Raw genomic sequence first — 17,082 nt, forward strand, 5'->3', positions numbered from 1 at the left:
TATGACCAAGCCAGCATCAACCCAAGAGCAAGAACTTGGCCAATTGCGCCAAGATATTGATCAAATTGACCAACAAATACAAAGCCTCATAAACCAACGTGCAGCCTGTGCGCAGCGAGTTGCTGAAGTTAAACAGGTGCATCAGGGTAGCGAAGATGCTGTGTTTTATCGCCCCGAGAGAGAGGCGCAAGTGTTGCGTAGGGTGATGGAGCGTAATCAAGGCCCATTAGATGATGAGGAGATGGCACGCCTGTTTCGTGAGCTGATGTCGGCATGTTTGGCCCACGAACAGCCAATGAGGATTGCTTTTCTTGGGCCTCAGGGAACATTCACTCAAGCTGCCGCTTTAAAACACTTTGGGCATTCGGTAATAAGTGCACCTTTAGGCTCAATTGATGAAGTGTTCCGCGAAGTAGAAGCCAAAAGTGCTAATTATGGTGTAGTGCCCATCGAGAACTCCTCTGAAGGTATGATTAACCATACCTTGGATAGCTTTCGTCACTCCTCCTTGGTTATTTCTGGTGAAGTAGAAATGCGTATTCACCAAAATTTATTGCTGAAGTACGGTACAGATCTATCCCAAGTAGAGCGCATATATTCTCATTCCCAATCGTTAGCGCAGTGCCGCTCATGGTTGGATAACCACATGCCACACGCAGAACGGTTTGCAGTGAGCAGTAATGCAGAAGCAGCCCGCAGGGTAGCAAATCAGACAGGGGAGGATGTTGGTAAAGTGGCTGCTATTGCAGGCATCATGGCGGCAGAACTATATGAACTAGAGGTTGAGCATGCCAACATTGAAGACCAGCCAGATAACACCACCCGGTTTTTAATTATTGGTCACTCTACAGTGCCAGCTTCTGGCCAAGATAAAACCTCTTTATTAGTATTGGCTCGAAACAAGCCGGGTGCCCTATACCATATACTGGAACCCTTTCATCGTCATGACGTAAGTATGACTAGCATTGAGTCTAGGCCTTCGGGGCATGGTGCGTGGGGCTATGTGTTCTATATTGACTTTGAGGGTCATCACAGTGACGCCAAAGTACAACAAGTTTTAAAAGACTTAGATCAAGACTCCGTAGAAGTACGCTTATTAGGCTCATACCCGCAGGCGGTGCTTTAATGGCCTTTGAGCCTCAGTCTTCTTTGGTATTTTCCCATGGTAAGGTTCTAGTAGTGGGCTTAGGCCTAATTGGTGGTTCTTTAGCTGCTGCCTTGCGGCGCACTCAAAAGCATCAACTATGGGGTTATGATCTCGATCAAGCCAGTATGCAGCAAGCACAGGATCAGGGGATAATCGATCATCAGGTGATGGATTTAGCAACGACGATTGATCAAATGGATCTAGTGGTGCTGGCAGTACCTGTTAAGGCCATGGAGAAAGTATTGGCTCAAGTGGCGCCTTATCTAAATGCTCACACAGTGTTAACAGATGTGGGGAGTGTGAAGGGCAGCATTATTGCTGCAGCCTACGACGTGTTTGCCACACCTCCACCAGGTTTTGTGCCCGGACACCCTATTGCAGGGTCTGAGCGCAGTGGTATCAGCGCAGTAAACATTGATTTGTTTGTTGATCACAAGTTTATTATCACCCCGTTAACGACAAGTGATCCACAGGCTATTGAAGTTCTAGCGGACATGTGGGCTGGTATTGGTAGTGAAATATTACTCATGGAGGTTGAAAGGCATGATGAGGTATTGGCAGCAACAAGCCATTTGCCTCACCTTTTAGCTTTTTCTTTAGTAGACACGTTAGCGTCAAATTCAGAAAATAAAGACATTTTTCGCTACGCAGCAGGGGGTTTTAGAGACTTTACCCGAATTGCTGGAAGCGACCCAACCATGTGGCATGATGTGTTTCTAGCCAACCGTGAGGCCTGCCTCAAAACCTTAGATCAGTTCACTGAAGGTTTGGCTAATTTAAGAGGTGCTGTGGCCACAGGTGACAGTCAAACCATCATGGGTATATTAACTCGCGCACGAAGTGCACGACATCATTTTGAAAAAATATTGGCAAACTCTGCCTATACAGGAACTATGACAAATACAAAACATTTCAATGTACACGCTGGCGGCCAAGTACAAGGGCGTATTCGCGTTCCTGGGGACAAATCTGTTTCCCACCGCTCCATAATGCTTGGCGCTTTAGCCCAAGGTACTACTCATATTAGTGGCTTTTTAGAAGGCGAAGACGCCATGGCAACGCTGCAAGCGTTCCGTGACATGGGTGTCGTTATCGAAGGCCCTACAGAAGGAAAAGTTGTGGTCCATGGTGTGGGTCTTAATGGGCTCAAGCCGCCACCTGGGCCGCTTTATGTTGGCAACTCTGGCACCACCATTCGGTTACTGGCTGGTTTAATGGCGGGTCAAGTATTTGATGTTGAACTTAGTGGCGATGTGTCGCTTAACAAGCGTCCTATGGAGCGTGTAGCTAAGCCATTGCGCTTAATGGGTGCGATAATTGATACAGCAAAGGGGGGTTGTCCGCCAATCAAAATAAAAGGTGGTCAGCAGCTAACGGGCATTCATTACGACTTACCTATGGCAAGTGCGCAGGTAAAGTCTTGTGTCATGTTGGCTGGCTTATACGCTAAAGGTAATACCAGCGTTACTGAGCCTGCGCCAACTCGTGACCATACAGAACGTATGCTTAAGGGATTTGGTTATGATGTAGAGCGCACTGCAGATACCTGTACCATTTTGGGCCAGGGGCACCTTATGGCTACAGATATTGATGTGCCCTCAGATATTTCTTCGGCCACTTTTTTCTTGGTGGCTGCAGCTATTTGTCCAGGTTCAGACCTTGTTATTGAGCATGTTGGTATGAACCCAACTCGTATTGGAGTGGTTAATATTTTGCGCTTAATGGGCGCAGATCTAACCATTGAAAATGAGCAAGAAGTAGGTGGCGAACCAGTCGCAGACCTGCATATTAAATATTCACCATTAAAAGGCATTCATGTGCCTGAAGACCAGGTACCTTTGGCCATTGACGAATTCCCAGCGCTAATGATTGCGGCTGCTTGTGCCACTGGGGTCACCACAATTACTGGCGCTGAAGAGCTGCGAGTAAAAGAGAGTGATCGTATCCAAGCTATGGTAGATGGACTCAGCGCTATGGGAGTCAGCATTGAAGGAACTGCTGATGGAGCCATCATTCACGGTATGGGAGCCGATGCACAGTTTAATGCTGCGCATATTGTCACACACCATGACCATCGTATTGCGATGGCCTTTACTGTTGCGGGTTTGCGCGCTGGGGCCGAAATAAAAATTCTAGATTGTGCCCATGTTGCCACATCTTTTCCTAATTTTGTGGAACTTGCACGGACTGTAGGTATGGCGCTCGAAGAGGAATTTCAATTATGAAAAATGTCCCCATTATCACTATTGATGGACCTAGTGGCTCTGGCAAAGGCACGCTATGTAAATTACTTGCAGATCGCTTAGGTTATCATTTACTAGATAGTGGTGCGCTATACCGTTTAGTGGCTTTGGCTGCTGAGCACCATGGTGTGAGCGCAGAAAACGAGCTGGCTGTAGCTGATATTGCTGGGTGTTTAGATGTGCAATTTAAAGCCCATGGTGATGGTGTGCAGGTGGTGTTAGAAGGAGAAGACGTGAGCCTTTCAATTCGCACTGAGACCTGTGGTATGAACGCTTCCAAAGTTGCCAGTCTCACCTTGGTTCGTAAGGCTTTGCAGGAGCGGCAGCGTGCTTTTGCAGAATTGCCAGGTTTGGTTGCGGATGGACGAGACATGGGCACGGTAATCTTTCCAGAAGCCCCAGTAAAGGTTTTCTTAACAGCAAGCGCACAAGAACGGGCTGATAGACGTTATAAACAGTTGAAAAGCAAGGGTTTGAGTGCTAGCCTGTCGGACATACTGACTGATATTCAGAAACGGGACGAGCGCGACGAAAGTCGTACTGTTGCACCTTTGAAGCCTTCTGAAGATGCGTTAGTGATTGATTGCACCCACATGAGTATTCTAGATGTGGAGCAAAAGATACTTACATTTATTCATAGTAAGGGCGTTTTATAGCAACCTTACTTAACTTTAACTAACTAGAGGTCTTTCGAGACGCCCATACTGCAAGACAGTTCTGAGCGTAGCGCCAACCTCATCGAGTATTGCCATGGGCGAAAGTTTCGCAGATCTGTTTGAAGAAAGTCTTCAGCAGGTAGAGATGAAAAAGGGTTCTTTGATTACGGGTGTAGTCATTGCTATTGATAGTGAAGTCGTCACAATTAATGTGGGCTTAAAGTCTGAAGGCGTGGTGTCACGCAGTGAGTTTCTTAATGCAGCTGGTGAACTAGAGGTTGCCATAGGCGACGACGTGCTGGTTGCCCTACAGGAAATTGAAGATGGCTTAGGCGCAACTCAAGTATCTCGTGAACGTGCTCGTGAAATGGAACGCTGGCATCAACTCGAAAAAATCCAAACGGACGACCAAACTGTTACGGGTGTTATTAGTGCTCGTGTTAAGGGTGGTTTTAACGTTGAGCTTGGTGGCATTCGTGCATTCTTGCCTGGTTCCCTTATCGACACCCGCCCGTTGCAAGATGTGTCTCATTTAGAAGGTGTGGATCTAGAATTTAAGATTATCAAGTTAGATATGTTACGCAATAACGTTGTTGTTTCTCGTCGAGCCCTGATGGATGAAGCCAACAAAGCACAACGTGCGCAAGTTTTATCTACTCTTGAAGAAGGTGCGGTAGTGAAAGGTTTTGTGAAGAACTTAACTGATTATGGCGCCTTTATCGACCTTGGAGGCCTCGATGGTCTTCTGCACATTACTGACATTGCTTGGCGTCGTATTAAACACCCGAGTGAAATGTTAACTGCTGGTGCAGACATTGAAGTTAAAGTGTTGAAATTTGATGCTGAGAAGCAGCGTGTGTCCTTGGGTTTGAAACAACTACAACAGGACCCCTGGACCAGCTTCACAGACACCTACCCGGTAGGGAGTCGGTTACCAGCCACGGTGACCACAGTGACAGATTACGGTTGTTTTGCTCGAGTGTCTGATGGTATCGAAGGCCTAGTGCATGCTTCGGAAATGAGCTGGATGAAGCGTAACTTGCACCCATCAAAAATGGTGTCTGTCGGTGAAGAAATTGAAGTGATGATTCTAGACATCAACGGTGAAAAACGTCGTTTATCTTTAGGCATGAAACAATGCAGCGAAAGTCCATGGGTTGCTTTCTCGAAGCAGTATTCAGAGGGTGATAAGGTCTCTGGAAAGTTAAACTCTAAGACTGATTTTGGCCTATTTATTGGCTTAGAAGATGGTATTGATGGTCTCGTTCATGTGTCAGATGTAGATTGGAATAAGAGCGATGAGAGTTTACTGGAAGGTTTCCAGAAAGGCCAAGAGATTGAAGCTGTAATATTATCTATTGATACGGAACGCCAACGAGTAGCTCTGGGTATTAAACAGATGGCAGGAGATCCGTTTTCTGACTATGCAGCTGCTAATGCTAAAGGCGCGGAGGTAAACGGTACCATCGCAGAAGTGACTTCTGGGGGTTTGCTGGTTAACTTAGCCGAAGGTGTACAAGGCTTTTTAAAGCGAGGTGAGTTGGCTCAAGGCCAAGAACTAACAGACTTTAATGAAGGCCAAGCGATCACCAGTTTTGTTGCTAGCTTAGACCGCAAAGGCCGTTCTATTAGCCTTGCAATACGGGCCCAAGAAGCGGCTCAACAACGTGTGCAAATGCAAGAGCTGAACACTAAGTCGGTTGAATCCGAAGGCCCAACTACTATTGGTGACCTTATCAAGGAACAGCTCAAAAAATAATAAAAAAGGATAGGCTATGCGTAAGTCTGAACTGATTGAGAATTTGATTGACCGTTTTGAAAGCGTTCCCGTAAAGAATGTGGAGCAGTCAGTTAAAGCCATTATTGACCATATGGCAGATGCTTTGGCGGCGGGTGATCGAATTGAAATAAGAGGCTTTGGTAGCTTTTGTTTGCACTATCGAGCACCCAGAACAGGGCGTAATCCAAAAACTGGTGATTCGGTAGAATTAGCGGCAAAGTATGTCCCCCACTTTAAACCAGGGAAAGAATTACGCGATCAGGTAAACGATAGTCTATAATAGGCTATCGTTGATAAAGGTTGGGCAGGCTTCAACCACCCTGATTAGGTAAAAGCACGTGAAATTTATTAAGGCTGTACTCTTCTTTGTCGTCATTATGGTGGCCTTGGTTGTTGGTGTGTTATTTAGCACACGCAATAGCCAGGCTGTTTCTTTAGATCTTATCTTTTTTCAATTACCCCCAATGAGTATGGCTATATGGCTTTTATTAAGTCTAGCCATGGGCATGCTTTTGTGTGCATTTATATATAGCGTCGTCACCTTTAAGTTGAAACGCCACAATACTCAGTTGCAGCGCCAATTATCTAAAGCTAACCAAAGCCAATCTCTTAACAAGGTTATTTGATAAGTATGGACGCCTTTTTGCTTGTTGTATTAATTGCCGCCTTGGGCATTGGTTGGTGGTTAGGCCAAAGAGAAAATCAACAAAAACGAAACTCTCGACTGGGTTTACAAGCGGATTACTACCGTGGTCTGAACTACTTATTAAATCAACAAACCGATGAAGCACTCGATCTATTTATTCATGCGTTAGAAGTTAATCCTCAAACTGTTGAGACTCACTTAGCCTTGGGGAGTTTATTTCGCCGCCGTGGTGAAGTTGATAAAGCCATTCAAATTCATCAGAATTTATTATCTGGCAAAGGCTTAGATCAAGAGCAATTAATGTTGGCGAAGCTAGAATTAGCGCATGATTTTATCAAAGCGGGTTTGTTAGATCGGGCTGAAGAACTTTTACTTGATGTGGCGCAACAGCCAAATCAACAAAAAGCTAAGGCAACGGAACTATTAGTTGACGTTTATCAACGCGAGCAGGATTGGCATAAGGCCCTCAACGTAGGCACTGCTGCTAATGTGTCTGCCAGTGTCGACTTAGCCCAAAGGTTATCTCACTTTTGCTGTGAATTGGCAGAACAAGTATTACAACAAAATGAACACCAAGAATGTTTGGCCTACTTAAAGCGTGCTAAACGCCATAATGCTGACAACCCTAGAGTGAGCTTTTTACGAGCTCAGTTAAGCATGCAACAGGACAACTACACAGATGCCAAGCGGCACTTGTTGATGATGTGCCAACAAGATGTTCAGTTGGTACCTGAAATTATCCAACCGCTTCAGCTATGCTTTACTAAACTTTCTGATATAGAAGGGTGGAGGTCTTGGTTAAGCCAAACTATGTCACAACACCCAAGCACTAGTTTATTATTAGCTCAAGCTCATGAAATAGGCCAGCAAAATGGCTCTGACGCAGCAGCCTATGTGACAGAGAAGCTTCGGCAACGACCGTCTTTAAAGGGCTTTAATTACCTTATTGACCTCCATATGCAGTGGGCGTCTGATAATGCGAAAGATAGTTTACAGGTACTCAAGGGGCTTACAGTAGCGCTACAAAATAGTAAACCACAGTATCGTTGTAGGCAATGTGGCTTTGCTGGAAATTCGATGCACTGGCAATGTCCTAGCTGTCACCAGTGGGATAGCACCAAACCCATTTACGGATTAGAAGGAGAATAACTTGAAGCAAGATTCTTCGATTGTTGTGGCTTTAGATTATCAGTCTGCAGACCAAGCAATCACGATGGCGCAGCAATTAGATCCAGCTCGCTGCCGCCTAAAGGTGGGTAAAGAGCTATTTACTGCTGCAGGTCCGCAGTTAGTTGATAAGCTTCAACAGTTTGGCTTTGAAATATTTTTAGATCTAAAGTTTCACGACATTCCTAACACTGTTGCCAAAGCAGTTCTGGTTGCAGCACGTATGGGGGTGTGGATGGTTAATGTGCACGCCAGTGGTGGAGCAGAGATGATGCAAACCACTCGAACTGCACTCAAAGACAAAGGGGGTCACCAACCCTTATTAATTGCGGTAACTGTTCTAACCAGTATGGATGCTGAGGGTTTAATCGCTACAGGTATAGATCAGTCCCCATCAGAGAGAGTTCTTTGGCTGGCCTACTTGACTAAACACGCCGGCTTTGATGGTGTCGTCTGTTCAGCCCAAGAAGCGGCATTGTTGAAGCGTGAATTAGGTCAAGAATTCAAATTGATTACGCCGGGTATCCGGCCACATTTTGCAGTAGTTGGGGATCAAAAGCGTATCATGACGCCAGCCCAAGCTATTGCAGCAGGTAGCGACTACCTAGTAATTGGCAGGCCTATCACTCAAGCGGATGATCCAATGAAAGCCTTGGAGCTGATCGAACAAGAACTTATGAATAAAGGATAAATCACCTTACCTAGCAGCTTTATTGTTATGTGCTACGCTTAGTGTGTCTCAAGGAATTCGAGACTCATCTTTTAATCAAGGAATAGATCATGAAACTAACTCGTCATATAGCCTTGCTGCTATTAACCATTTGCATTACTTTAGGGTCCTTTTCGCCCTTTTCTCTAGCTCAAAGTACTTTACCTATTAACATTAATACAGCCACTGCTGTTGAACTTGTTGAGGCCATAGATGGCGTCGGTGAGGTTAGGGCCGCTGCCATTATCGCTTTGCGTGAGCAGCTTGGGGGATTTGTTAATCTAGAACAATTGCTTGCTATCAAAGGCATAGGCGACACTACCCTGTCACGCATTCGTTCTATAATCGTGCTAGAGTAGGCGTCACTCACTCTATGATGGGTATGATGGCTTTGTACTTTGGTCATTGCACCTGTCACGTTTAACAGCAATAGTTGTTACGTATTCACAAGGACATTAACAATGGCCATGACATGGCAAGGTTTGTTAGCTGATCAGCGTTTTGGCAAGCCCTATACTGAAGAGCACCACCAAGGCCGCACTCCATTCCACAAAGATTATGATAGGCTAATATTCTCCAGTGCGTTTCGACGTATGGGACACAAAACCCAAGTCCACTCACTGTCTCATAACGACCACGTACACAATCGCTTAACGCATAGTTTAGAAGTGTCAAGCGTAGGCCGCAGCCTAGGTATTCAAGTAGGTCAAAGTTTAAAACATCAATCCCATTGGCCAGATTGGATAGAGCCCCATGACTTAGGTGCTATCGTGCAGTCAGCCTGTTTGGCCCACGATATAGGTAACCCACCGTTTGGCCACTTTGGTGAGAGCTCAATTCGTCATTGGTTTGCGAGCTATGCTCAGCAGGGAGGGATGGACCAGTTGAGTTCTGCGGAGCAGGCTGATCTGCTTAATTTTGAAGGGAATGCGCAGGGATTACGAACCCTTACACAGCTTGAATACCATCAGTTTAATGGTGGAATGCGCCTCACTTATGCTACTTTGGGAAGTTTTCTTAAATACCCTTGGTTATCAAATTCAACGCAGTGTGAACGCAAATCTAAGTTTGGCGCCTTGCAATCAGAAAAGCACATTCTAGCTGATATTGCTGGACGTTTAGGTTTGTTACAGCAAGCAGACTTTCAATGGTGTCGCCACCCATTGGTCTATTTAATGGAAGCTGCTGATGATATTTGTTACGCCATAATAGACTTAGAAGATGGTGTAGAGCTAGGTATGATAGATGAACAGGATGTGCTGGAATTGTTATCTCCCATTACAGGGCCCTTAGCCGTCCCCAAGCGAACTGCCATGGTTGACGCATATTACTCCACTCGCCGCTTGGCTTTATTGCGTGGCAAGGTTATTGATTATCTTGTGCAGTCTGCGGCCCATACCTTTATGCAGCATATACCTGCCTTATTAGAGGGGCAGCTAGAGGGGGACCTAATTTCCCATTGTGACCCTGTTACCCAGCAAATTATTGGTGATGCCAAAGCGTTAGCAAAAAACCGTATATTCCTAGCACCGGAACGCCATCGCACAGAGCTAGCAGCCTACTCGGTGTTAGAGAAACTACTTGATGGGTTTGTTCCTGCAGCCTTAGCTATAGACCAGCAGTCAGGTGACAAGCGGCTATCTTTTAAAGCAGAAAAGCACCTGGCATTGATGGGTGCCCACCGTCCTGAAAAGGGGGCAAGTGCGTATCAAGCGTTATGTTGTACGATGGACTTTATTGGTGGTATGACTGATAACTATGCTGTCGACCTAACACGCCAGCTGAGTGGGGAAATGAAATAAAACTCAGTTGTCAGAGGCTATAGTTGAAATATAATCTAAGATTAAGGGATAGATAACTAACGCAAGGAAGCGTCGATGTCTGATAATCCCATTTATACTCCTGTACCTCTTAAAAACGTTATTGCTCTGACAGACCAATTATTAGAAATTGCTGCTACGGCTGGTGCTTCTGATTTGCATTTGGAACCTTTGTTCCAAAGTATGCGTATACGCATGCGAGTCGATGGTCTAATGCAGTTGCTTAAACCTCCATTTGACCAGCTGCCAGCCACCTTAGCAGACGCCATTGTGGTGCGTATTAAGCTACTATCAGAAATGGATATTAGTGAGTCGCGTCGGCCACAAGATGGCAGCTTTCAGTGGCAGCTAAATGATAAGCGGCTAGATATACGTTGCAGTAGTTTGGCAGGGCATTGGGGTGAGAAACTGGTGCTAAGATTACAATGGCAGCAACAAAATATTGATATTGCTCAGCAAGGCCTCTCACCCAAACAGTTACAGGTTGTTAACCATCAACTGAATAAGCCCCAAGGCCTTATCCTTGTGACCGGTCCTACAGGGAGTGGTAAAACAATGTTTTTGTATAGCTGCCTTAAACAAATCCAGGCACCGCATATCAACACCGTAAGTGCAGAAGACCCAGTAGAAGTTGTACTGTTGGATGTTCACCAAGTTGCAGTAAATAATGCTATAAACTTATCTTTTAGCCAAATACTCAGAGCTCTGCTGCGTCAAGACCCTGATGTCATTATGTTGGGGGAACTGCGTGATTTTGATAGCGCAGACGTTGCATTAAAGGCAGCACAAACAGGGCATTTACTACTCACTTCGATGCATACAAGCAGCCTTAGTGAGGCGGTACACCGCTGTCACGGATTAGGTGTGGATATGTTGGCCTTAAGTTACTGCTTGAGTTTGATTATTAACCAACGTTTAGTGCGTCGTTTATGTGCTCAGTGCAAACAGCCAATGACTGAGGTGCAATTAGCATCTATGAGCAGTGAAGAGTGGTTAAATGCAGTGACAACCTATGATCTTGGTTTTGGTGCAGTTAATCCTTGTTTGCCTATAGGCTGTGAGGCCTGTCATGGTGGCTATAAGGGACGCTTTGGTGTATTTGACCTATTAGTCATGGATCAGTCAAAAAGAGACTCTGTTGCTCAGCGGCAAGTGCAGGAGCTAGAATTTGGAGCGGGGGTTCGCCGTCAAGGCTTGTGGCGCGTTCTCTCCGGCCACACTAGCATCGCTGAATTAAATCGAGTCACTTGGTAATGCGATTTTGGTGGCTATGGTATGGGTTGGATGCAAACCACGTTCAAAGTAGTGGTGCGCGACAGTGCTTAAACAGGCAACGATTATGCTTTGATTTGGCACTAGAAGGAATCCAACTAGACAGAGCGCAGCACTTGTGGCCTTGGCAGCGTTATTGGCCCAAGCGTATTGATGATAGGCACTTACAAAGCTTGTTAGGACAATGGTCTCAGCTATTAAGTGCCGGGTTACCCTTATTGACCTGTATCACTCTGGTTTATTTGGAGCAGGCTTCAGGCCGCCTTCGTTATGAGCTTATACAACTTCAAAGTGCATTGCTCACTGGAGCAACTTTTTCTCAATCGTTATCCCTAAGTGGTATATTTCCTCCAACGATCGTGCAATTGGTTGCAGCTGGGGAAGCCAGTGGTGAGTTGGCTGATCTGTTAACCCAAGTCCATCTCCAGCAAACGCGCCAGGCCAATCTAAAGCGCCGCTTTAAGCGCAGTTTGTTTATGCCTTTGGTGACCCTATTAAGTGGTGGGGTAGTGAGTATGTTGATCGTTTATTGGGTGGTGCCACAAGTGGCTAATTTATATGCTGCTGGGTCTTATGAATTACCCGCTTTGACTCAGTGGCTGCTGACCTTTTCCCATACTGCCAAGGAGAATATGGGGAATATGTTAGTGACGTTTATATTGGCTTATATCAGTTTGAAGTGGCTCTGGTTTATACCCAACATACGAGTGAGGTTGGAGTGGGTATTGTGGCAGGTTCCAGGGATTGGCCGTTTGATGCACCTGCATAGTCAGGCTGACGTGTTTTTAGTACTCTCTCTAACATTTAAGGCTGGCGTACCATTATTAGACTGCCTAATGTTAGCTGCCAATGCCAGTTCCTGGCAGCATATATCTAGGGACTTGAAAAACGCCACCTTGAGGCTTCAGCAGGGTCAAAGATTGAGTCAAATATTAACTAACATGTCCTGGCAACCACAAGCATTACAACTGATCCGTGTAGGAGAGTCTGCGGGTGATTTAGCGTTGAGTTTTACCCAATTACAAGGCTATTATGAGGCCCAAGTCATAGGTCAAAGTCAGTGGTTAGAGCAACTGTTAGAGCCCGTATTACTCATTGTGGTGGCCCTATTTGTAGGCCTAATTTTAGTGGCTTTGTACTTGCCGTTATTTCAAATGGGGCAAATGGTGTGACTAGTCTCATGTACTGATATACTGGATCACTCGATTTTTAGTGGGTTACATTAATGATAGTAGGCCTTACAGGTGGTATTGGCAGTGGTAAAAGTGCTGTGAGTGCCCAGCTTAAAACCCTTGGTATTTGGGTAGTTGACGCCGATCAGGTTGCCAAAGATGTGGTGTTGGTGGGAAGCCCTGCTCTTAAAAGTATTGCTGAACATTTTGGCGATCAAATACTACTTAAAAATGGCGCTTTGAATAGAGCCAATTTGCGCCAACAAATATTTCTTGATAAAGCCCAAAAGCAATGGTTAGAATCGCTACTGCACCCACTTATAGGTGCTAGTATTAATGAGCAACTTAACGCAGGCTCCAGTATTTATACTGTTTTAGAATCGCCTTTATTGTTAGAAACATTACAGTATAAAAAAACAGATTTTGTAGTGGTTGTAGATGCCAGTGAAACGCTTCAACGACAGCGAGCTAGCAAAAGGGACGGCAACACACCAGCACAAATCGACGCCATTATTAATAGTCAAATGCAACGAAAAAAACGTTTAGAAAGGGCCCACTGGGTACTGGATAATCAGCATGATCTAAGCCACCTGAGTAGTCAGGTGCTGCAATTACATCGCCACCTTTGCCATATAATGGAAGACCAATTATGAGTCAGTACCCTTGCCCAAAGTGTCAAAAAACACTCACTTGGAACCCCCAAAACCCCCACAGGCCCTTTTGCAGTGAGCGTTGTCAGCAAATTGACCTAGGGGCATGGGCCAGTGGAGATTATGCTATTGCGGGTGATGACCTGGAAAATGATTTTTCTAGTGCGTTGTTGGAATCTGCGGATCAACACGATTAGATCAAAACAAACGAAAGGAGTTAATCCTAAGTTTCATCTGCAATACTTAGAGTTTGAACTATGATTAAGGAGTATCCAAGTAATCACAGGAGCGTGATGTGTTATATGCTACGCAGATCCGCCTTAGTTCAGACATCAAAAAAATACACCGAGTGAGCGGTTTTTCTTTGCTAGAATTATTGCTTGTAGTGGCTCTGATTGGTATTTTGGCAGCTTTTGCAGTGCCTAGCTACCAAACTTATCTTCAGAAAACGCGCTTTATGGAAGTGGTACAACACACTCATGCTATCCGCGTTGCTCAGTCCGCTTGTTTATTGCAAGCAGGAGACAACGTTAGCGCCTGTGACACCTTTGGAGAGCTTGCAATGCCTGCATCCTTGGCCACTGATAATACCCAAAGTATTGGGGTTTCTGCTACCAGTGGTATTATCACTGGCACTGCCGCTGCAGCAGCTGGCGGCTATACCTTCAAACTCTCTCCCAGTATAAATAGTAAAGGACTATTAACCTACACCGTGGGGGGTAGTTGTATATCAGCAGGTTTCTGTAAGCCTTGATATTAGTTAAATATCTTATAATTAACCATTATCTGCTGCTTGTTTAGCTAGGTACTCACCATAGGTGCCGTGAAAATCAACAAGTGTTTGATATTTTATTTCTAACACCCTTGTGGCTAATGAGGACACAAACTCGCGGTCGTGACTTACAAATATTAAAGTGCCATCGTAAGTTTTTAATGCTTTGTTAAGTGACTCTATAGCTTCCATGTCTAAATGGTTTGTCGGTTCGTCCATAATTAACACGTTAGTATCTTGCATCATCAGTTTGCCAAACAATAGGCGATTCTTTTCACCTCCTGAGCATACGGCTACTTTCTTTAGGTAGTCGTCTGCAGTAAAGAGTAAACGGCCCAGCATGCTTCTTACGGTCAGGTCGTCGTGCTTAGGTGTGCGCCACTGAGACATCCAGTCAAACAAGGTGAGTTCACTGTTGAATACGCTGGTACTATCTTGTGGACAGTATCCAAGCACAGCATTTTCAGACCATTTAATAACACCTTTGTTTGCTTTGAGTTGGTCCAATAGGCAGCGTAAAAAAGTGGTCTTACCCACACCATTTTCACCAATGACTGCTAGTTTTGAGCCCGCTTCTAAAATAAGTTCGCCATTATTAAATAAAGTCTCAGCTTCAAATCCGTGGCTTAACTGTTCTATCACCAATGCTTGGCGATGGAGTTTTTTGTGTGAGGTAAAGCCAATATAGGGGGACACACGGCTGGAAGCGATGACTTCATCTAACTGGATTTTTTCTAGCTTTTTCGCTCTTGAAGAGGCCTGCTTAGCTTTTGATGCGTTAGCAGAAAATCTGGCTACAAACTGTTGCAGTTCTTCACGTTCTGCACTTTTTTTGGCATTTGACGAAAGTAGCTGTTCTTGTATTAAGTTAGAGGCAGCGGTATAGGCTTCGTAGTTGCCAGCGTAAACACGCAATTCACCATAATCAATGTCAGCCATATGGGTGCATACAGAGTTTAAGAAATATCTATCGTGAGAGATGATGATCATGGTACTTCGGCGCTGACTTAATACCTCTGTCAACCAATTAATAGTCGTGATATCAAGGTTGTTGGTAGGTTCGTCCAATAACAAAATGTCAGGGTCCGCAAACAATGCTTGAGCCAACAGCACACGTAGTTTCCAGCCTGGCGCAACTTGAGACATTAGACCCCAATGGAAAGATTCTTCTATGCCGGCTTGGGTTAGAATTTCTGCGGCACGGCTTTCGGCACTGTAGCCATCCATTTCAGCGAATTCAACTTCTAACTCAGCGACCTTCATGCCATCTTCTTCGCTCATATCTAACTGGCTATAAATGGCTTCACGGTCTTGCTTTACCTGCCACAGTTTGGCATCGCCCATGATTACTGCATCAATTACAGTATATTCTTCAAAGGCAAACTGGTCTTGGCTTAAGGTTCCAACGGTGTCATTAGGGGAGAAGGAAACATTGCCAGCAGAGGGCGTGAGCTCCCCACTGAGTATTTTCATAAAGGTGGACTTGCCGCATCCGTTAGCACCAATGAGACCATAGCGATTGCCATTGCCAAATTTAGCTGAAATATTTTCGAATAATGGCTTGGCGCCAAACTGCATGGTGATGTTCGCGGTAGTAATCAAGGGAATACGCTTTGTGCTGGTAGTGAAATTAGGGCGCGTAGTCTACCAGCTAGACACCTGTTAGGTCTAACATAACCAACCTTTTAATTCGGCTTCGTCTACTAATGGCTCAAGTAGGTCCCAGAGCTGTGGGCATCCTGTCTTTATCCGACTACCATTAACCGTTTTCACTTGCTCTTTAGTAATGCCATGGCTTTGCCAACTGTGCCCTTGATCATTTAAATTATGTATCAAAGGCAGTGCGCGATCTAACGCTTTAGCAAAACGAGCATCAGCACTTTTAGCAGTTTCAAACTCATGCCATAGGGCGATGTACTCATCACCCATATGGTTCGGCAGCATGCCTAAAATGCGTTGAGTGGCTGCAGCCTCTGCTTCTTCGTGCGCTGCGCCCACGGCGTCATAGACGATGACATCGCCAGTATCAATTTCACATAAATCATGGATCAAGAGCATGCGTAACACTCGATTAATATCCACAGGCTGTGCAGCATAGTCTTCTAACATCAGCGCAGCTAAGGTGACTTGCCATGAATGTTCAGCTGAGTTTTCATAACGTTTCATGCCCAACGGGCGAGTTTTTCTGAGTACAGCTTTAAGTTGGTCAATTTCTTTCACAAAACCGATAATTTTTATGAGTTCTTGCACAGTTACCCCTTAGGCGTTTTGTTTACAAAGCCATTGAGACCGCGTTGCGTCTGTGCATCCTGTAAATTGTTTACCATATGCTCACTGGCAAACACATAGGCTTGTTCTAATGCCATATTTAACTGAGGGTAAAACATTGCTTTGCCTGTAAGGACTGCTGCTCTGGCTTTTAGACTTATTTTCCTGGCCATTTCCCGTGTGGCAGCTGTAAGCTCATCATCTGTAACCACGCCATTGATTAATCCTAGGGTTTGAGCTTTGTCTGCACTGATAAATTCCCCTATTAATAACATTTCCATAGCGTGCTTTGGATGAATGTTGCGACTAAGAGCAACTGCTGGGGTAGAGCAGAACAGGCCTAAGTTAATGCCAGAAACTGCAAAGCGAGCACTATCAGATGAAATGGCTAGGTCGCAGCTAGCCACTAATTGGCAACCAGCTGCAGTTGCTATCCCCTGTACTTGAGCAATGACAGGAATGGGGCATGCCACAATGGATTGCATAAGGTGGCTGCACTGATGAAATAACGCTTGGTAATAATCTTTCTCAGCAGTGGCCTGCATTTGTTTGATGTCATGCCCTGCGCAAAAAGCTTTGCCTTTGGCCTTAATAATAATACAGGTAAGGTCTTCTTGTGTATTAGCTAGATCAATAGCCATCTGCAGATGGTGCATCATTTGTTGAGACAAAGCGTTGAAGCTGTCAGGGCGGTTGAGCGTAATTTCTAGCCATTGATGATGATGTTCTACAATAACGTAGGGTTGTTGATCTTTGAACATAATCTAGAATCCTTGAGTT

Annotated in this window: 18 protein-coding genes; 15 read left to right on the forward strand and 3 right to left on the reverse strand. The window is 45.0% G+C overall.

Annotated elements, in window-relative coordinates; all coding sequences use genetic code 11:
* The first annotated feature begins 1 nt into the window (after position 1).
* The 15 genes from pheA (at position 2) to ABXT60_RS05510 (ending at position 14,016) form a co-directional block, all read left to right on the forward strand.
* Positions 2 to 1,126, forward strand: a complete 1,125-nt coding sequence (gene pheA / locus ABXT60_RS05440; protein WP_443631730.1) for a prephenate dehydratase — start codon at positions 2 to 4, stop codon at positions 1,124 to 1,126.
* Positions 1,126 to 3,372, forward strand: coding sequence for a bifunctional prephenate dehydrogenase/3-phosphoshikimate 1-carboxyvinyltransferase (locus ABXT60_RS05445; protein WP_443631731.1), 2,247 nt, complete (start codon positions 1,126 to 1,128; stop codon positions 3,370 to 3,372). The genes pheA and ABXT60_RS05445 overlap by 1 nt, the downstream gene beginning before the upstream one ends.
* Complete coding sequence (gene cmk, locus ABXT60_RS05450; protein WP_443631732.1) at positions 3,369 to 4,046, forward strand: (d)CMP kinase; 678 nt, start codon at positions 3,369 to 3,371, stop codon at positions 4,044 to 4,046. Before ABXT60_RS05445 ends, cmk begins: the two co-directional genes overlap by 4 nt.
* A gap of 94 nt (positions 4,047 to 4,140) precedes the next feature.
* Positions 4,141 to 5,805 carry a 30S ribosomal protein S1 gene (gene rpsA / locus ABXT60_RS05455; protein ID WP_443631733.1) on the forward strand — a complete coding sequence of 555 codons (1,665 nt, stop codon included), beginning with the start codon at positions 4,141 to 4,143 and terminating at the stop codon, positions 5,803 to 5,805.
* Between the two features lie 16 nt (positions 5,806 to 5,821).
* Positions 5,822 to 6,106: an integration host factor subunit beta gene (gene ihfB / locus ABXT60_RS05460; protein ID WP_046482962.1), complete on the forward strand. Its 285-nt coding sequence runs from the start codon at positions 5,822 to 5,824 to the stop codon at positions 6,104 to 6,106.
* A 58-nt stretch (positions 6,107 to 6,164) separates the two neighbouring features.
* The gene (locus ABXT60_RS05465; RefSeq protein WP_443631734.1) at positions 6,165 to 6,452 is read left to right on the forward strand and encodes a LapA family protein; all 288 of its coding nucleotides are present in this window, start codon (positions 6,165 to 6,167) and stop codon (positions 6,450 to 6,452) included.
* 5 nt (positions 6,453 to 6,457) lie between these two features.
* Positions 6,458 to 7,621 carry a lipopolysaccharide assembly protein LapB gene (gene lapB / locus ABXT60_RS05470; protein ID WP_443631735.1) on the forward strand — a complete coding sequence of 388 codons (1,164 nt, stop codon included), beginning with the start codon at positions 6,458 to 6,460 and terminating at the stop codon, positions 7,619 to 7,621.
* A 1-nt stretch (position 7,622) separates the two neighbouring features.
* Positions 7,623 to 8,330, forward strand: coding sequence for an orotidine-5'-phosphate decarboxylase (gene pyrF / locus ABXT60_RS05475; protein WP_443631736.1), 708 nt, complete (start codon positions 7,623 to 7,625; stop codon positions 8,328 to 8,330).
* Positions 8,331 to 8,419: 89 nt separating this feature from the next.
* Entirely contained in the window at positions 8,420 to 8,707 is a 288-nt protein-coding gene (locus ABXT60_RS05480) for a ComEA family DNA-binding protein (protein ID WP_443631737.1), read from the forward strand.
* A 102-nt stretch (positions 8,708 to 8,809) separates the two neighbouring features.
* The gene (locus ABXT60_RS05485) at positions 8,810 to 10,150 is read left to right on the forward strand and encodes a deoxyguanosinetriphosphate triphosphohydrolase (RefSeq protein WP_443631738.1); all 1,341 of its coding nucleotides are present in this window, start codon (positions 8,810 to 8,812) and stop codon (positions 10,148 to 10,150) included.
* Positions 10,151 to 10,225: 75 nt separating this feature from the next.
* Entirely contained in the window at positions 10,226 to 11,422 is a 1,197-nt protein-coding gene (locus ABXT60_RS05490) for a GspE/PulE family protein (protein WP_443631739.1), read from the forward strand.
* Entirely contained in the window at positions 11,422 to 12,612 is a 1,191-nt protein-coding gene (locus ABXT60_RS05495) for a type II secretion system F family protein (RefSeq protein ID WP_443631740.1), read from the forward strand. Before ABXT60_RS05490 ends, ABXT60_RS05495 begins: the two co-directional genes overlap by 1 nt.
* A gap of 53 nt (positions 12,613 to 12,665) precedes the next feature.
* Positions 12,666 to 13,265: a dephospho-CoA kinase gene (gene coaE, locus ABXT60_RS05500; RefSeq protein WP_443631741.1), complete on the forward strand. Its 600-nt coding sequence runs from the start codon at positions 12,666 to 12,668 to the stop codon at positions 13,263 to 13,265.
* Complete coding sequence (locus ABXT60_RS05505) at positions 13,262 to 13,459, forward strand: DNA gyrase inhibitor YacG (protein ID WP_443631742.1); 198 nt, start codon at positions 13,262 to 13,264, stop codon at positions 13,457 to 13,459. Before coaE ends, ABXT60_RS05505 begins: the two co-directional genes overlap by 4 nt.
* A 98-nt stretch (positions 13,460 to 13,557) precedes the next feature.
* Positions 13,558 to 14,016 (forward strand): pilin, encoded by a 459-nt coding sequence (locus tag ABXT60_RS05510; protein ID WP_443631743.1) that lies wholly within the window; start codon positions 13,558 to 13,560, stop codon positions 14,014 to 14,016.
* Between the two features lie 21 nt (positions 14,017 to 14,037).
* Here ABXT60_RS05510 and ABXT60_RS05515 read toward each other — a convergent pair whose 3' ends face one another.
* The 3 genes from ABXT60_RS05515 to ABXT60_RS05525 form a co-directional block, all read right to left on the reverse strand.
* Complete coding sequence (locus ABXT60_RS05515; protein WP_443631744.1) at positions 14,038 to 15,636, reverse strand: ABC-F family ATPase; 1,599 nt, start codon at positions 15,634 to 15,636, stop codon at positions 14,038 to 14,040.
* A gap of 66 nt (positions 15,637 to 15,702) precedes the next feature.
* The gene (locus tag ABXT60_RS05520) at positions 15,703 to 16,284 is read right to left on the reverse strand and encodes an HD domain-containing protein (RefSeq protein WP_443631745.1); all 582 of its coding nucleotides are present in this window, start codon (positions 16,282 to 16,284) and stop codon (positions 15,703 to 15,705) included.
* 2 nt (positions 16,285 to 16,286) lie between these two features.
* Positions 16,287 to 17,063 (reverse strand): enoyl-CoA hydratase, encoded by a 777-nt coding sequence (locus ABXT60_RS05525; protein ID WP_443631746.1) that lies wholly within the window; start codon positions 17,061 to 17,063, stop codon positions 16,287 to 16,289.
* Between the last annotated feature and the right edge of the window lie 19 nt (positions 17,064 to 17,082).

This window comes from Candidatus Njordibacter sp. Uisw_056 (genome assembly GCF_047730085.1).
In the GTDB taxonomy this organism is placed as follows: domain Bacteria; phylum Pseudomonadota; class Gammaproteobacteria; order Pseudomonadales; family Balneatricaceae; genus Njordibacter.